We start from the raw sequence: 15,413 nt of genomic DNA, 5'->3' as shown, positions 1-15,413 counted from the left end.
GCGCGCGGCATCCGCCGCGCCGGCAAAGAACAAGGATTTTAAAAAAGGGCCCGCAGGCGGCCGCCGTATATCGCGTCATGATCGCGTTGAGCCACATTCAGGGATCAGGGTTTGCCCGGAGAGCACGGCGGCGCACATGGGGCCCTTGCGGCACACCGGCCAGAGTACTCTAAACGGCGTCCGTTGCAAAAGTATGCAAGCCAGCCGCGCGCCAGCATGACCGGCCATGGCGACGATTCTGCCGGCTGGCGCGGGCGCGGCCATGGCGCCATACTGGCGGACAGCGCGCCGGCGCATCGTCGGCGCCATCCCACTTCGAGGCGAGGTTCCGATGACTGAATTCCTTCCGCCGTGGCCGCTGCTGACGGCCTTCGTGGTGGCCAGCCTGGCGCTGGCGATCACCCCGGGCCCGGCCGTGGTCTATATCGTCACGCGCACGCTGGCGCAGGGACGGCAGGCCGGCCTGGCTTCGATCGGCGCGGTGGCGCTGGGCAACCTGGGCAATGCCATCGGTGCCTCGCTGGGGCTGGCGGTGCTGTTCTCGGTCTCGGCGCTGGCCTTCACGATGGTCAAGTACGCCGGCGCGGCCTACCTGATCTGGCTGGGCCTGCGCGCGCTGCGCGGCGCCGGCACCGGCGCCGCCGGCGGCGCCCCGGAAGTGGCGCCGCGCAGCCTGCGCCAGGTGGTGCGCGACGGCTTCGTGGTGGCGCTGCTCAACCCCAAGACCGCGATCTTCTTCGCCGCCTTCCTGCCGCAGTTCATGAACCCGGCGGGCTCGGCGCTGGCGCAGAGCCTGGCCCTGGGCGTGGCCTTCGTGCTGATCGCGGCGACCACCGACGCATGCTACGTGATGGCGGCCGCCGCGGTGATGCCGGCACTGCGCCGCGCCGGCCGGGCGCGTGCGCTGGGCCGCTACCTGACCGGCGCGGCCTTTATCGGGCTGGGGGTGTTCACGGCGGCGTCGGGCTCGCGCGCGCCGAAGTAGGCCGGGCGGAAAAAAATGCCGCGGCTCAGCGCAGCGGCAGTTCCAGGATGCCGCCCGCGGCGGGGCGGGCGCGCATGGCATTGAGCCAGCGTTCCAGTTCGGGGCGCGGCTGGTGCTGGCGCGGCAATCCCATCCAGCGGTGCGCGGCGCAGGCCAGCGAGATGTCGGCCATGGTGAAGCGCTCGCCGCCGATAAACTCGCGCCCGGCCAGCGCCCGGTCCAGCAGCGCGGCCAGCGGCTCGGTGCGCTCGCACGAGGCCTCGATGGCGGCCTGGTCGCGCTCGGCGACGGGCTTGCGCACCAGGTTCAGGAACGCCGTCACCATCGCCGGGCTGAAGGCGGTGGTCTGCCAGTCCATCCAGCGGTCGGCCGAGGCGCGTGCCTTGACGTCCTCGGGCCACAGCGTGCCCTCGCCGTAGCGCGCGCACAGGTAGCGCACGATCGCATTGGATTCCCACAGCACGAAGGGCTCGCCGCCGACATCGGTGCCGCGGAAATCCTCGATCACGGGGATCTGGCGGTTGGGGTTCAGGCGCACGTAGGCCTCGGTGTCGAGGTCGCCCTTGGTCACGCCAATATCGACGCGCTCATGGTCCAGGTGCAGCTCGCGCGCGCACCAGACCACCTTTTGCACGTTGATGGAGGAAAGCCGGCCCCAGATACGCAACATGTCGTCTCCCAAGTGAAGTGCGCCCGTTTGCCGTGGCGTCAGGCCGCGCGCGGCTGCCGCGCCGCGGCGATGGCTTCGCGGAACAGCTCGCCGAGGATCGCCACACCCTGCTCGATGCGCTCCGCCGGCACCGTGACAAAGGCCAGGCGCAGCGCGTTGCGCTTCGGGTTGTTGGCGTAGAACGGCGCGCCCGGCACGTAGGCGACGTTGCGCTTCACCGCTTCCTCCAGGATCGCCATGCTGTCCAGGCCTTCGGGCAGCTCCATCCAGATGAACATGCCGCCTTCGGGCGTGTTCCAGCTGACGCCCTCGGGCATGTGGCGCCTGAGCGCATCCAGCATGGTCTGACACTGCTTGCCGTAGAGCTCGCGGATGGTGGGAATGTGGGTGTCGAGCAGGCCGTCGCGCACGGTCTCGTAGGCCACGCGCTGGGTGAAGGTGGGCGTGTGCAGGTCAGACGCCTGCTTGGCCTGGCACAGCTTGAAATGCAGCTCGGGCGGGGCGATCACATAGCCCAGGCGCATGCCGGGGGCCAGGACCTTGGAGAACGAGCCCATGTAGATCACGCCGTCGGGGTTCATCGACAGCAGGCTGGGCAGCTGGTCGCCGGTGTAGCTGAGTGCGCCGTACGGATCGTCCTCGACCAGCAGCACGCCCAGTTCCTGCGCGCGCGCCACCAGCGCCTGGCGGCGCTCGAGCGGCAGGCGGCGCCCGGTCGGGTTCTGGAAGTTGGGCAGGGCGTACAGGAAGCGCGCGCCCGCGGTCAGCTCGGGCGTCAGCGCGTCGGGCAGCAGGCCCTTGTCGTCGCTGGGGATCGAGACGAATTCCGGTTCGAACAGCGAGAACGCCTGCAGCGCGCCGAGGTAGCTGGGGGTTTCCACCATCACCTTGCTGCCCGGGTCGATCATCACCTTGGCGATCAGGTCCAGCGCCTGCTGCGAGCCGGTGGTGATCAGCACGCGCTCGACTGCCACGTCATGGCGCTTGGCGACGAACTCGCGCAGCGGCAGGTAGCCTTCGGTGGCGGCGTATTGCAGCGCCGCCTGCGGGTTGTCGGCGAAGACGCGGGCCGTCGCGGCTTCCATCGCCGCTACCGGGAACGAGGCCGGCGACGGCAGGCCACCGGCGAACGAAATGACTTCCGGACGCTCGGTTACCTTCAGGATTTCGCGGATGGCCGAGCTGGTGAGTTGCTGCGCCCGGCGGGAAATGGCCCATTTCATGATGTGTCTCTAGTGGTCTGCGGTAATTCTGGGGAGAGCGGCCACGGCCGGCCGCTCGGTCAACGATAAGGATTCAGCCCTGCACTTCGGCGATCAGCTCGATCTCGACGCAGGCGCCCAGCGGCACCTGCGCCACGCCGAACGCGCTGCGCGCGTGCTTGCCCTTGTCGCCGAAGACCTCGGCCAGCAGCTCGGAGGCGCCGTTGGTGACCAGGTGCTGCTCGGTGAAGTCGGTGGTCGAATTGACCAGGCTCATCACCTTGACGATGCGGGTAACGCGGTTCAGGTCGCCGACATGCGCGTGCAGCGTCGCCAGCAGGTCGATGGCGACGGCGCGGGCGGCGGCCTTGCCGGTTTCGGTGTCGATGTCCTGGCCCAGCTTGCCGCTCCATACCTTGCCGTCCTTGCGCGCGATATGGCCGGACAGGAACACGGTGTTGCCGGTCTGCGCGGCCATCACGTAGGCGGCGGCGGGGGCGCTGACGGCCGGCAGTTCGATGCCGAGGCGGGCGAGGGTATCGTAGACCGAGGTTTGGGACATGTAGGCTCCAGTCAGTGAATGCGTCCGGGAAGGATCGGTGGGGGTTTCGCGGCGGGGCGGGTGCCGATTGCTGCACGGCGGCGCGGCGGCCCAGGGCCACGACGGCAATCACCGCCACCGCGAAGCCGATGGTGGCAGCGTCGAGCGGCTCTGACAGGATCAGCGCGCCGCCCGCCAGCGTCAGGAACGGCTGCAGCAATTGTATCTGGCCGACGCGGGCCACGCCGCCTTTTGCCAGGCCGGCGTACCAGAAAAGGAAGCCGACGAACATCGAGAACACCGCAACATAGGCCATGCCGCCCCAGGCCCGCGGCGACGCCGCGGCGATCGCCGGCAGGTCGCGCAGCGTCAGCCATGCCACCACCGGCACCAGTACCGGCAGCGATACCACCAGCGCCCAGCTGATGGTTTCGAGCCCGCCCAGCTCGCGCGACAGCTTGCCGCCCTCGGCATAGCCGAGCGCGCCCAGCAGCACCGCGCCGAACAGGAACCAGTCGGCATGCTGCAGGCCGCCGGCACCCTGCCATACGGCGAAGCCGACCACCAGCGCGCTGCCGGCCAGCGCCGACAGCCAGAACGCCGGCGACGGCCGCTCGCGCCCGAACCACGCGGCGAACACCGCGGTCGCCAGCGGCAGCAGGCCGATCACGATGGCGCCGTGGCTGGCCGGCACCTCGCGCATGGCCAGCGAAGAAAACAGCGGAAAGCCCGCCACCACGCCCAGCGCGGTCACGGCCAGCCGCGCCCATTGCCCGCCGCGCGGGCGCCGGCCGGCGCGCAGCGCGCCGCGCCAGGCCAGCAGCGCCAGCGCCAGCAGCGCGGCCAGCACGGCCCGCGCCAGCGCGACGAAGATCGGGTCGAGTTCGGCCACCGCCATGCGCGTGAACGGCAGGGTCTGGCTGAAGATCGCCACCCCGGTCAGGCCCAGCAGCATGCCGCCGGAGGCCGGCGCTGCGGGAGCCGGAGGTGTCGTCGATGCGCCGGGCGTTTGCGAAGCGGGGCGGCTGGCGGGCATGGTTGGACTCGGTATCGTCAGGGGATGTCGAGCGCGTGGTCAGGCTGCCGCGGGCACGCCGGGCCGGGCCCCGAGCGCAATCCACAGCGCCGTCAGCGCCAGCGCCGCGCCCATGGCGCGGTTGAACCAGCGCACGCGCTGGCCCTGCTGCAGCCATTGCCGCAGCGACGCGCCCACCGCGCCATAGACGCCGTTGCTGACGAAGCCCAGCACGCCGAACACGCCGCACACCAGCAACACGCGCTGCACCGGCGAGGCTGCGCCCGCCAGGTACGACGCCGCCACCGCCAGTGCCAGCATCCACGCCTTGATATTGGCGTACTGCAGCGCCGCCGACTGCCACACACTGAGCGGGCGCAGCACCTGCTTTTCGGCCAGCGCCGTGCTGCACGCGATCTTCCACGCCAGCCACAGCAGGTAGGCGACGCCGGCCGCGTGTACCGCGCCGGCCAGCGCCGGCTGGCCCAGCACCAGCGCGCCCACGCCCAGCGCGCACAGCGCCAGGATGCTGGCAAAGCCGAAGGCGACGCCGACGCAGTGCGGCAGCGTGGCGCGCAGGCCGAAGTTGGCTCCGCTCACGGCGGCGATGGTGGTGTTGGGTCCCGGCGTGAACAGCCCGACCGTCAGCAGCGTCAGCAGCGCCGCGAACTGCGCCGCGCTCAGGCCGGTGAGCAGGTTCGTGAGCAGTGCGGACGTACTCATGCGAACGCCACCGCCACGCGCCGGTTGGTGCGGCTCTTCTTTTCGATCCTGGTCACCACCACCGCGCCGATCTCGCCGGTGTTGGCCACGTGCGTGCCGCCGCACGGCTGGCGGTCGACGCCGGGGATCTCGATGATGCGGATGCTGGCCGTGCCCGCCGGCGGCGCGGCGCCGATGGTGCGCACCAGGTCGGGTTGCGCGGCCAGTTCCTGCGGCGTGATCAGGGTGGTGCGCACCGCGGTGTTGGCGCGGATCAGCGCGTTCAGGCGCTCGCTCAGGTCGGCCTTGTCGAGCGTGGCTTCGGGCAGGTCGAAGTCGATGCGCGCGCTGTCCGGCGAAATGCCGCAGCCGGTCACCGGCACCGGGATCAGCGAGCCCAGCAGGTGCAGGCAGGTGTGCAGGCGCATCAGCCGGTGGCGGCGGTCCCAGTCGATGGCCACGGTGACGCGCTCGCCGACGCGCGGCAGCGGCGCCTCGGCGGCCGGGAGGTGCAGGATGCGGCGGCGGTCGTCGGCGTAGACCGTGTCGGCGATGGCCACGGTGCGCCCGTCGGCCAGCGTCAGCGTGGCGGTGTCGCCGGCCTGGCCGCCGCTGCGCGCGTAGCACACGGTCTCGTCTAGCTCGATCCCTTCGGCGCTGGCGGCCACCACGGTGGCGGCGCAGTGGTCGAGGTACGGGTCTTCGTCGAAACGCTTGCGGGTGGCGGACATCGGCGGCTCCTTGGGCTTGTTATGGGATGGCTAGCGCAGGATGCGGAGGCCCTGAGCGGTTTCGATCTCGGCACTCAGCTCGGGCGGGCCGTCGTCCTGCTCCACCGCGAGCAGGTGGTCGGCGCCGAGCCAGGCCAGCCCCTGCCGCAGCAGCTCGGCGCGCGGATGGCGCGCGCGCAGCCGGCGCAGCGCCAGGTCCTGGCGCGGCAGGCTGGCGGCGGGGGAAGCGGCCACGTCCCACTGGATCAGGCTGGGCAGCGCGCCGTCGCCGGCGCTGCCGGCTTCGCCGGGCCAGGCCGGCAGGCTGCCGTCGGCCGGTACGGTGATGCGCCAGTGCAGGCTGCCGCGGCTCATGGGGATGACCGGGGCGATGCGTTCGGGATACTGCGCCTGCCAGCGGCTCAGGTCGGCGGGCCGGTCCACGCGCGCGGCCCAGTGCAGCAGGAACGGGCCGTCGCGCAGGCGCTGCCGCACCGCTTCGGTGTCCAGGCCGAACCAGCGCGGCCGCGCCGGCGCGGGCGCGGCCGGATCGATCGCGATCACTTCCAGGTAGATGCCGCCGAACAGGCCCAGCACGCGGTTGTGCGTGCCCATGGCCGCATGCGCGCCGCCGCCCCGGGGCGCAAGGCCCAGGGCGCCGGCAACGTAGTCGGTGCCGGTGTCGAGGTCGGGGGCGGCAACAACGAGGTGATCGAGGGCTAGCTTCATCTTGGCTTGATGGTAGACAAGGTACTCGGTACAGTACCGGTACAGTTGAGCGGATCGTCTTCAGTACAGTTGCAGGAGCAGCACATGGATGCCCATACCAGCAAGGGCGACGCCGGCGGCGACAGCGCCGCCGGGGCCCGCCAGAAGGATAGCCGAGGCGGCGCACCAGCCGATGCCGGCGCCGCGCCGGCGCGCACGCTGCAACTGGTGTTGCCGTCCACGGCACGGCTGCCCGACCCGGTACCGTCGGCGCAGATGACGCTGGTCGAGCAGCTGACCGAATGGGCGCGCATGCGCATCGACGAGCGCGTCTTCCGCGCCGGCATGCGCATGCCGTCGATCCGGCAGCTGGCGCAGGAGAAGGGCATTTCGCGCTTCACCGTGGTCGAGGCCTACGAGCGCCTGGTGGCGCTGGGCTACCTGGACTCGCGCCGGGGCTCGGGCTTCTACGTGCGCGAGCGGGCCCCGGCCGCGCCGGCGGCGCCGGTCTCGCGCGACGCGCCGGCGGCGCGCAAGATCGACGTGACCTGGCTGCTGCGCAGCATGTTCCATACCGCCGAGGCGCACAAGGCGCCGGGGCTGGGCTTCCTGCCCAACGACTGGCTCGACGGCGAGCTGATCGCCAGCGCGCTGCGGGGGCTGGGCCGCCAGCCCGGCAACCACTTCCTCGCCAGCGGCACGCCGCAGGGCTTCCTGCCGCTGCGCCAGCAGCTGCGCACCCGGCTGGAAGAGCTGGAGATCCGCGCCGGCGCCGAGCAGATCGTGCTGACCTCGGGCATCACCCAGGCGCTCGACCTGATCGCCCGGCTTTACTTGCAGCCCGGCGACGCGGTGCTGGTGGGCGACCCGGCGTGGTTCGTGATGTTCGGCCGCTTTGCCGCGCAGGGCGCGCAGGTGATCGGCGTGCCCTACACCGGCGAAGGGCCGGACCTGGAGGCGCTGGAGCGCATCGTGCAGGCGCGCCGCCCGAAGCTGTTCGTGATCAACTCGGTGCTGCACAACCCGACCGGCACCTCGCTGTCGGCGGCCAAGGCGTTCCAGTTGCTGCGCATGGCCGAGCAGTACGACTTCCTGATCGTCGAGGACGACATCTACTGCGACCTGTGTCCGCCCGGCCACGCCGCCACCCGGCTGGCCAGCCTGGACCAGCTGCGCCGGGTGATCTACCTCGGCAGCTTCTCCAAGACGCTGGCGGCCAACCTGCGCGTCGGCTTTGTCGCGGCGCACCCGGAGACCGCCGCGGCGCTGACCGACAGCAAGCTGCTGGCCGGGCTGGCAACGCCCGAGATCAATGAGCGGGTGCTGTACAAGGTGCTGACCGAAGGGCATTACCGCAAGCACGTCGAGCGCGTGCGCACCCGCCTTGACCGCGCCCGCGACGACACCCGGCGCGCGCTGGAGCGGCTGGGCCTGCGCCTGTTCCCCGGCCAGCATGCCGGCATGTACCTGTGGGCCGACACCGGCCGCGATTCCAACGCCATTACCACCGCCGGCCATGAAGAAGGCTATCTGTTCGCCCCCGGCAGCCTGTTTTCGCCGTCGCAGATGCCGTCCGGCTGGATGCGCTTCAACGTTGCCAGCAGCGGCGACCCCGACATGCTGCGCTTCCTGGCGCGGCAGCTCGAACGCCTGTAGCCAGGGCGGCCGCTGCGCCCCGGGGTCTTGAAAATGGCCCGGGCGTCCCTATTTTTGCCGGCACGGCCCTGGCGGCCACCCAACCCATCCAGATTCGCCCGTTTCCAAGAGGAGAACCATGACCGCACCGCACGAGACGATGAGCTTCCAGGCGGAAGTGAAGCAGCTGCTGCACCTGATGATCCACTCGCTGTACAGCAACAAGGAAATCTTCCTGCGCGAGCTGGTTTCGAATGCTTCCGACGCCACTGACAAGCTGCGCTTCGAGGCGATCGCGAATCCGTCCCTGCTCGAGAACGACGCCGACCTGGCGATCCGCATCGAGGCCGATGCGCAGGCGCGCACGCTGAAGATCACCGACAACGGCATCGGCATGAGCCGCGACGAGGCCATCCGCAATCTCGGCACCATCGCGCGCTCGGGCACGAAGGAATTCTTCCAGCAGCTGTCCGGCGACCAGCAGAAGGACGCCGCGCTGATCGGCCAGTTCGGCGTGGGCTTCTATTCGGCCTTCATCGTCGCCGACAAGGTCACCGTGGAAACGCGCCGCGCCGGCCTGGGCGCCGAGGAAGCGGTGCGCTGGGAAAGCACCGGCGACGGCGAGTTCAGCGTCGACGCGATCGCGCGCGCCGAGCGCGGCACCACCATCACGCTGCACCTGCGCGAGGGCGAGGACGATTTCCTCTCGGCCTGGCGCCTGAAGAGCATCATCCAGAAATACTCGGACCATATCTCGCTGCCGATCCGCATGCCCAAGGAAGTGTGGGACGCCGAGGCCAGCAGCTACAAGCGCACCGACGAGTGGGAAAGCGTGAACCAGGCCAGCGCGCTGTGGACCCGCGCCAAGTCCGACATCACCGACGAGCAGTACACCGCCTTCTACCAGCACATCGCCCACGACAACGAGGCGCCGCTGGCGTGGACCCACAACCGCGTCGAAGGCCGCAGCGAATACACCCAGCTGCTGTACATCCCGGCGCGCGCGCCGTTCGACCTGTGGGACCGTAACCACAAGGCCGGGCTCAAGCTGTACGTCAAGCGCGTCTTCATCATGGACGACGCCGAGCAGCTGCTGCCGGGCTACCTGCGCTGGGTCAAGGGCGTGGTCGATTCCGCCGACCTGCCGCTGAACGTGTCGCGCGAATTGCTGCAGGAAAGCCGCGACGTCAAGGCGATCCGCGAGGGCTGCACCAAGCGCGTGCTGTCGATGCTCGAAGCGCTGGCCGACAGCGAGGAGGAAGCCGAGCGCGCCAAGTACGACACCTTCTGGCAGCAGTTCGGCCAGGCGCTGAAGGAAGGCGCCGGCGAGGATCAGGCCAACCAGGAGCGTGTGGCCAAATTGCTGCGCTTCGCGTCGACCCACAACGACACCGCCGAGCAAAACGTGTCGCTGGCCGCCTATGTCGGCCGCATGAAGGAAGGCCAGGACAAGATCTACTACGTCACGGCCGATACCTGGTCCGCAGGCAAGAACAGCCCGCACCTGGAAGTGTTCCGCAAGAAGGGCATCGAGGTGCTGCTGCTGACCGACCGCGTCGACGAGTGGATGCTGTCGTTCCTGCGCGAGTTCGACGGCAAGGAGCTGGTGTCGGTGGCGCGCGGCGACCTCGACCTGGGCAAGCTGGCCGACGAGGCCGAGAAGGCCGAGCAGGAGAAGGCCGAGGCCGAGTGGAAGGACGTGGTCGAGCGCGCCAAGACCGTGCTGGCCGGCAAGGCCAAGGACGTGCGCGTGACGCTGCGCCTGACCGAATCGGCATCGTGCCTGGTCTCGGACGAGGGCGACATGAGCGGCTACCTGCAGCGCCTGCTCAAGCAGGCCGGCCAGAAGGCGCCCGACGCCCAGCCGATCCTGGAACTGAACCCGGAGCACGCGCTGGTCCGGAAGCTGCGCGATCTTCCGGAAGGCGACGCCTTCAGCGACCGCCTGCAGGTGCTGTTCGACCAGGCGCTGCTGGCCGAAGGCGGCATGCTGGAAGATCCGGCGGCCTACGTGCAGCGCGTCAACAAGCTGCTGGCCTGAAGGCTGCGGTTCGACCTTGCACACCGCTGGTTTGCGCCCCTCTCCCGCTTGCGGGAGAGGGGCCGGGGGAGAGGGCAGGCGCATGGCAAGCAGCGTGACGCTGCACGCCGCGCAGACGCCGGCCCTTTCCTTCGACCCTCTTCCGTAAATGGGACAGGGGAGACCACAAGCGCAGTTTTGTTCGGCCTGCGTTCTTGCCATGCCCGACACCTCACCGCCTCGACCCGATCTGCACCAGGGCCTGCCCCCCGTCATCGATGCCCACACCCGCGTGCTGGTGCTCGGCAGCTTTCCCGGAGCCGCGTCGCTGTCGGCGCGCCAGTATTACGCCCACCCGCGCAACCAGTTCTGGCCGCTGCTGGGCGCGCTGACCGGCGAGCCACTGCCGGAGCTGCCCTATGCCGAACGGCTGGTGCGGCTGCTGGCGCATCGCATCGGCGTGTGGGACGTGCTGGGCGCGTGCCGGCGCGAAGGCAGCCTGGACAGCAATATCCGCTATCCCCAGGCCAACGATTTCACGCGCCTGCGCGCACTGGCGCCGGCGCTGCGGCGCATCGGCTTCAACGGCGGCACCTCCGGCCGCTTTGCGCCCCAGTTTGCCGCGCAGGGCTACGAGACCGTGGTGCTGCCATCGTCCAGCCCGGCGCATGCCGCGCGCAGCTTCGAGCAGAAGCTGGCGCTGTGGCGCGCCCTGCTGGCCTGAAGCCGCTGGCGACCGCTTGGATGTATCGAATCCTCCTGCCCGGAAGTGACGCCTTCCGGATTGCCGTGGGCCATCGCGCACCTATACTGGAATCGGGCAGGCCCATGATTCCAGACCGGGAGTATCGGCCGCTCCTTGTGCGCCTTGCGGGCTCGCACTTTCTGACGCATGGCGCGAATGCATCGGGAAGTGAGTGAGTGCCTGAGCCGGCAACTATGCAGGCAAGGAGGCAATCATGTTCAAGCATCTCCTGCTGGCGGTCGATGGCTCCGACCTGTCTGAAGCGGCGTTCCGCAAGGCGCTGACGCTGGCGCGGGACATGGGGGCGCGTACCACCGCGGTGCGCGTCTGTCCGAACTACCACGTGCTGACTTACCAGGTCGAGATGCTGGAGGACACCCGCGAAACCTACGTCAAGGAAGCCGCGGCGGGCGCCTCGCAGTACCTGCGCGAGCGCGCGGAGGAAGCCAGCGCGGCGGGCGTGCCGTGCGAAACCGCCTACGCCGTCAACGACCACCCCTACGAAGCCATCATCAAGACCGCCGAGGACAAGGGCTGCGACCTGATCGTGATGGCGTCGCACGGGCGGCGCGGCATCCAGGGCATGCTGATCGGCAGCGAGACGCTGAAGGTGCTGACGCACAGCAAGATTCCGGTGCTGGTCTATCGCTAGCACTGCCACCGCGGCAATCCAGCAGGGCCCCGGCGGGCACCGGTTGCGACACCGGCGCTGCCGGGGCCGCATTTTTGCCGTGGTCAGGCGCTTCTGGCATCCTGACGGCCTGTGCGCGGCCCTGTCCGCCCCGGTGCCGGGCCCGCCGCCACGTCTTTCTGTCACAATGCCGGCGGCTGGCGCGCCCGCCATGGCTTCAAAGGTGATCTCCCTATGCGTATCTTCGGCATCAGCATCCATATCATCGTCGCACTGTTCTTTGCCGTGCACGCGGTGCGCACGCACCAGAACATGTACTGGCTGCTGATCCTGTTCCTGTTCCCCGGCCTGGGCAGCGTGGTCTATTTCTTTGCGATCTACCTGCCCGAGCTGCGCCAGTCGCGCGGGGCGCGCGCGGCGACGCGCGCCCTCACGCAGCTGGTCGATCCCAACCGCGCCGTGCGCGAGGCCCGCTCGGATTTCGATCGTGCCCCGACGGTGGCGCACCGCATGCGCCTGGGCGCGGCGCTGCTGGCCGCCGGCGAGCCGGGCGAGGCGCTGCAGCACTACCAGGCGGCCGCCAACGGCCCGTTCGCGACCGATCCCGCGCTGCTGCAGGGCCTGGCGCAGGCGCAGTTCGCCACCAGCGATGCGCCCGGCGCGCTGGCGACGCTGGAGAAGCTGTTCGCGGCCCATCCGCACGCGCGCCAGCAACCGGAGCCGGCCCTGCTGTACGCGCAAGCGCTGGCCACCACCGGCGCGGCCGGCACGCGCGCCGCCTTCGAGCAGGCGCTGACCAGCGCCAGCGACGCCGCGCCGCGCTGCCTGTTCGCCGACTGGCTGGCGGCCCAGCCCGACCCGGCCGACGGCGAGCGCGCACAGCAGCTCTATGCCGATATCGTCCACGACGCGCGCCACTGGCCGCGCCACGCGCGCGACCACAACCGCGCCTGGCTGCAGCGGGCGCAGGCGGCGCTGGGCAAGTAAATCCGCGTTCGTTGGCGCCGCCGGCTGGCGCGCGCGGCGAACGCCTTTCTCGACGACATGACCCTACTGAAACGCAAATCGATTGAAGCCGTGGCCTCGCGCCGTCCGGCACGCGGCACCCGCACCCGAGGCGAGGCGCCGGCCCGTGAAGAAAAACGCATGACGCCGCGCTTCGCGCCGGTGACGTTCTCGGAAATGGAAGGGGTGCGCTACCTGCATTTCGGCACCGAGTGGGTGCAGGGCGCGATGCGGCTGCGCAAGCCGGACGCGATCGAGCTGGAGTACGCGCAGCAGATGATGGCCTGGCTGCTGTTCCTGTCGCCGTCGGTCGATGAATTCCATGTGGTGCAGCTGGGCCTGGGCGCCGCGGCGCTGACCAAGTTCTGCCATCGCCAGTTCAGCCGTGCGCGCGTGACCGCGGTCGAGCTGAACCCCGCCGTGATCGTCGCGGGGCGCAGCATGTTCGGCCTGCGCGAGGACGACGCGCGCCTGACCGTGCGCGAGCAGGACGCCTGGGACTACGTCATGGACGGCGCCCACGCCGGCGCCATCGACGTGCTGCAGGTCGACCTGTACGACGCCACCGCGCGCGGCCCGGTGCTGGACACCACCGCGTTCTACCGCGCCTGCCGCCGCACGCTGAGGGTGCCCGGGGTGATGACGATCAACCTGTTCGGCGACCACGACAGCTTTCCGAAGAACATCGAGCGCATCTGCGATGCCTTCGACAACCGCGTGCTGGTGTTCCCGGAAGTGCATGACGGCAACATCATCGCGCTGGCCTTCAACGGGCCGGAAATCGATGTGTCGTGGCAGGTGCTGGAAGCGCGCGCCGACGTGGTCGAGGACACCACCGGCTTGCCGGCGCGGGACTGGGTGCAGAAACTGCGCGCGGCCAATGCGCGGCAGGAAGAGCGGTTGAGGATCTGAGCGAAAACGCAAAAGGGGAGAGCGGTTGGGTGCGCTCAAGCCGCCCGAACTCGCCTAAGCAAGGTGTTCTCCCTCTCCCCTCAGGGGAGAAGGTTGGGGTGAGGGGTGGTCTAGCAAGGCATCACAACAAGCCAGGCCAACGGATTAAACCCACGGAGTCAGCCTTTGACATTCCTGCCCTCACCCCCGGCCCCTCTCCCGCAAGCGGGAGACGGGAGCAAACCGCCAGCAGGCGGACGTCCTCACTCCTTGTGGAAGAACTGCGCCAGCGACCACTCGTCGGTGCGCGCCTCGTACTTCAGCCCTTTCTTCATCGCCCACATCGCCAGCTGGCTGTGCGACGGAATGATTGCGTGATCGGCCAGCGCGAATTTTGCCGCGGCGCGGGCGTTTTCCTCGCGCGCCTTGTCGCTGCTGACCGTGGTCAGCGACTTCTCGATCAGCTGGTCCAGCTGCGGGTTGCTGTACTTGCCCCAGTTCCAGGTGCCGTAGCCGGTCTTCGGGTTGGGCGTGCCGGTGATCGAGCGCAGGGCCACGTCGGCCGCGGCCGAGCCCCAGCCCAGCATCTGGAAGGCAAACTCGCCCTGGCGCGCGCGCGTGAAGTAGGCGGCCACCGGCATGGTTTCCACCCTGGTCTGGATGCCGATGCGGGTCAGCATGCTGGCGGTGGCCTGTGCCACCGCGGCGTCGTTCAGGTAGCGGTTGTTGGTCGCGTGCAGCGTCAGGCCGAACCCGTCGGGGTAGCCCGCCTCGGCCAGCAGCTTCTTCGCGCCTTCCGGGTCATAGGCTTCGGGTTTGGTGCCGGGATGCCCGAAGATCTGCGGCGACACGATCGACGACGCCGGCACCGCCAGGCCTTCCATGATGCGGCTGACGATGGCGTCGCGGTTCAGCGCCTTGCTGACCGCGGCGCGCACGCGCGCATCCTTGAAGGGATTCTTGCCCAGCGGCTTGCCGGCCTTGTCGGTGACAAAGGGCGGGTTATCGCGCGACTGGTCCATCTGCCAGAACACCGTGCGCCACGAGACCTGCTGTTCGATCTTGTATTTCGGGTTCTGCCTGAGCTTGGCGACATCGGCCGACGGCACGCTCTCGATTACGTCGACATCCCCAGCCAGCAGCGCGGCGCTGCGCGCGCCGTTGTCGGTGATGATGCGGAACACCGCGCGGTCCCACTCGGGCTTGGGGCCCCAGTAGTCGGGATTGCGCGCCATCACGATTTCCTGGCCGCGCGCAAAGCGCACGAACCTGAACGGGCCGGTGCCGATCATGGCCTTGCCCGAATCGAACTCGGTCTGGCTCAGCGTGGCGGCGATCTTCTTCGGCATGATCGGCACGCTGTTCAGGTCGTTGGCCAGGTTGGCGTAGTTGGGCACGCTCATGGTCAGGCGCACGGTGAGCGGGTCGGGCGTGTCGATGCGGGCGATCGGCTTGGTGTAGCTGGTGAACGAGCCCGGGCTGTTGACCAGCCTCTCCGGTCGCTCCAGCGAGGCCTTGACGTCTTCGCTGGTAAAGGGCGAGCCGTCGTGCCACTTCACGTTGGGGCGCAGCTTGATTTCCCAGGTGATGGCGTTGACCGGCTTCCACGACAGCGCCAGGCCGGGGATGTAGCGGGCGTTCTTGTCCATGAACACCAGCGATTCGAACACATGCAGGGCGATGGCGTTGTTGGGGCCGGCATTGTTCCAGTGCGGATCCATCGACGTGACGTCGGCCGCCAGCCCGATGCGCAGGTCTTCGGCATGCGCGGCGCCGGCCGGCAGCAGGGCGAAGGCGGCGCTGCCGAAGACGAGCGCCGCGACGGCACGGAGCACCGCGCGGCGGGCCGGGCGGCGCGACGGACGTGGCGGCGGCAAGGCGTGGATCATAGTCATCGGCAGGCTCCTGGTACGGGTCCGCGCCGGCGCGGACGGGTTCTCGGACGGGTTTGTC

At 69.6% G+C, this 15,413-nt stretch carries 14 protein-coding genes and 1 pseudogene; 7 read left to right on the top strand and 8 right to left on the bottom strand.

The features are described 5' to 3' along the window. Positions 1 to 331 precede the first annotated feature (331 nt). Complete coding sequence (locus CBM2586_RS11110; protein ID WP_115661606.1) at positions 332 to 985, top strand: LysE family translocator; 654 nt, start codon at positions 332 to 334, stop codon at positions 983 to 985. A 25-nt stretch (positions 986 to 1,010) separates the two neighbouring features. Here CBM2586_RS11110 and CBM2586_RS11105 read toward each other — a convergent pair whose 3' ends face one another. The 7 genes and pseudogenes from CBM2586_RS11105 to CBM2586_RS11075 all read right to left on the bottom strand — a co-directional run bounded on the left by CBM2586_RS11105 (position 1,011) and on the right by CBM2586_RS11075 (position 6,554). After that, positions 1,011 to 1,655 (bottom strand): glutathione S-transferase family protein, encoded by a 645-nt coding sequence (locus CBM2586_RS11105; RefSeq protein WP_115661607.1) that lies wholly within the window; start codon positions 1,653 to 1,655, stop codon positions 1,011 to 1,013. A gap of 38 nt (positions 1,656 to 1,693) precedes the next feature. Continuing rightward, positions 1,694 to 2,878 carry a PLP-dependent aminotransferase family protein gene (locus CBM2586_RS11100; protein ID WP_115687521.1) on the bottom strand — a complete coding sequence of 395 codons (1,185 nt, stop codon included), beginning with the start codon at positions 2,876 to 2,878 and terminating at the stop codon, positions 1,694 to 1,696. 73 nt (positions 2,879 to 2,951) lie between these two features. Continuing rightward, positions 2,952 to 3,419 carry a RidA family protein gene (locus tag CBM2586_RS11095; protein ID WP_115661609.1) on the bottom strand — a complete coding sequence of 156 codons (468 nt, stop codon included), beginning with the start codon at positions 3,417 to 3,419 and terminating at the stop codon, positions 2,952 to 2,954. A gap of 11 nt (positions 3,420 to 3,430) precedes the next feature. Continuing rightward, positions 3,431 to 4,434: pseudogene (locus tag CBM2586_RS11090) on the bottom strand (DMT family transporter). A gap of 39 nt (positions 4,435 to 4,473) precedes the next feature. Continuing rightward, positions 4,474 to 5,136 (bottom strand): LysE family translocator, encoded by a 663-nt coding sequence (locus CBM2586_RS11085; protein ID WP_115661611.1) that lies wholly within the window; start codon positions 5,134 to 5,136, stop codon positions 4,474 to 4,476. Then, on the bottom strand, positions 5,133 to 5,846 hold the full coding sequence (locus CBM2586_RS11080) for an alanyl-tRNA editing protein (RefSeq protein WP_115661612.1): 714 nt from the start codon (positions 5,844 to 5,846) through the stop codon (positions 5,133 to 5,135). The genes CBM2586_RS11085 and CBM2586_RS11080 overlap by 4 nt, the downstream gene beginning before the upstream one ends. Before the next feature lie 30 nt (positions 5,847 to 5,876). Next, entirely contained in the window at positions 5,877 to 6,554 is a 678-nt protein-coding gene (locus CBM2586_RS11075) for a VOC family protein (RefSeq protein ID WP_115687519.1), read from the bottom strand. Positions 6,555 to 6,638: 84 nt separating this feature from the next. Between CBM2586_RS11075 and CBM2586_RS11070 the strand changes: the two genes are divergently transcribed. From CBM2586_RS11070 to CBM2586_RS11045, 6 genes are all read left to right on the top strand, one after another. Continuing rightward, complete coding sequence (locus tag CBM2586_RS11070; protein WP_115661614.1) at positions 6,639 to 8,189, top strand: PLP-dependent aminotransferase family protein; 1,551 nt, start codon at positions 6,639 to 6,641, stop codon at positions 8,187 to 8,189. A 118-nt stretch (positions 8,190 to 8,307) separates the two neighbouring features. Beyond that, a complete protein-coding gene (gene htpG / locus CBM2586_RS11065; RefSeq protein ID WP_115661615.1) occupies positions 8,308 to 10,209 on the top strand; it encodes a molecular chaperone HtpG in 1,902 nt (633 codons plus the stop codon). A gap of 199 nt (positions 10,210 to 10,408) precedes the next feature. Then, complete coding sequence (locus tag CBM2586_RS11060) at positions 10,409 to 10,912, top strand: DNA-deoxyinosine glycosylase (RefSeq protein ID WP_115687517.1); 504 nt, start codon at positions 10,409 to 10,411, stop codon at positions 10,910 to 10,912. Between the two features lie 235 nt (positions 10,913 to 11,147). Then, positions 11,148 to 11,585, top strand: a complete 438-nt coding sequence (locus CBM2586_RS11055; protein WP_115687515.1) for a universal stress protein — start codon at positions 11,148 to 11,150, stop codon at positions 11,583 to 11,585. A 213-nt stretch (positions 11,586 to 11,798) separates the two neighbouring features. Then, positions 11,799 to 12,551 carry a hypothetical protein gene (locus CBM2586_RS11050; RefSeq protein WP_115687513.1) on the top strand — a complete coding sequence of 251 codons (753 nt, stop codon included), beginning with the start codon at positions 11,799 to 11,801 and terminating at the stop codon, positions 12,549 to 12,551. A 57-nt stretch (positions 12,552 to 12,608) separates the two neighbouring features. Next, on the top strand, positions 12,609 to 13,481 hold the full coding sequence (locus CBM2586_RS11045; RefSeq protein WP_115687511.1) for a spermidine synthase: 873 nt from the start codon (positions 12,609 to 12,611) through the stop codon (positions 13,479 to 13,481). 242 nt (positions 13,482 to 13,723) lie between these two features. Here CBM2586_RS11045 and CBM2586_RS11040 read toward each other — a convergent pair whose 3' ends face one another. Next, a complete protein-coding gene (locus CBM2586_RS11040; protein WP_115687509.1) occupies positions 13,724 to 15,355 on the bottom strand; it encodes an ABC transporter substrate-binding protein in 1,632 nt (543 codons plus the stop codon). Positions 15,356 to 15,413: the final 58 nt, after the last annotated feature.

The organism is Cupriavidus taiwanensis (assembly GCF_900250115.1).
GTDB lineage: Bacteria > Pseudomonadota > Gammaproteobacteria > Burkholderiales > Burkholderiaceae > Cupriavidus > Cupriavidus taiwanensis_B.
This window is presented reverse-complemented; position numbering and strand designations above follow the sequence as displayed.

Coding starts and splice junctions, on each gene's coding strand:
- CBM2586_RS11110 (WP_115661606.1), top strand. CDS start 332: ATGACTGAATTCCTTCCGCCGTGGCCGCTGCTGACGGCCTTCGTGGTG.
- CBM2586_RS11105 (WP_115661607.1), bottom strand. CDS start 1,655: ATGTTGCGTATCTGGGGCCGGCTTTCCTCCATCAACGTGCAAAAGGTG.
- CBM2586_RS11100 (WP_115687521.1), bottom strand. CDS start 2,878: ATGAAATGGGCCATTTCCCGCCGGGCGCAGCAACTCACCAGCTCGGCC.
- CBM2586_RS11095 (WP_115661609.1), bottom strand. CDS start 3,419: ATGTCCCAAACCTCGGTCTACGATACCCTCGCCCGCCTCGGCATCGAA.
- CBM2586_RS11085 (WP_115661611.1), bottom strand. CDS start 5,136: ATGAGTACGTCCGCACTGCTCACGAACCTGCTCACCGGCCTGAGCGCG.
- CBM2586_RS11080 (WP_115661612.1), bottom strand. CDS start 5,846: ATGTCCGCCACCCGCAAGCGTTTCGACGAAGACCCGTACCTCGACCAC.
- CBM2586_RS11075 (WP_115687519.1), bottom strand. CDS start 6,554: ATGAAGCTAGCCCTCGATCACCTCGTTGTTGCCGCCCCCGACCTCGAC.
- CBM2586_RS11070 (WP_115661614.1), top strand. CDS start 6,639: ATGGATGCCCATACCAGCAAGGGCGACGCCGGCGGCGACAGCGCCGCC.
- htpG (WP_115661615.1), top strand. CDS start 8,308: ATGACCGCACCGCACGAGACGATGAGCTTCCAGGCGGAAGTGAAGCAG.
- CBM2586_RS11060 (WP_115687517.1), top strand. CDS start 10,409: ATGCCCGACACCTCACCGCCTCGACCCGATCTGCACCAGGGCCTGCCC.
- CBM2586_RS11055 (WP_115687515.1), top strand. CDS start 11,148: ATGTTCAAGCATCTCCTGCTGGCGGTCGATGGCTCCGACCTGTCTGAA.
- CBM2586_RS11050 (WP_115687513.1), top strand. CDS start 11,799: ATGCGTATCTTCGGCATCAGCATCCATATCATCGTCGCACTGTTCTTT.
- CBM2586_RS11045 (WP_115687511.1), top strand. CDS start 12,609: ATGACCCTACTGAAACGCAAATCGATTGAAGCCGTGGCCTCGCGCCGT.
- CBM2586_RS11040 (WP_115687509.1), bottom strand. CDS start 15,355: ATGACTATGATCCACGCCTTGCCGCCGCCACGTCCGTCGCGCCGCCCG.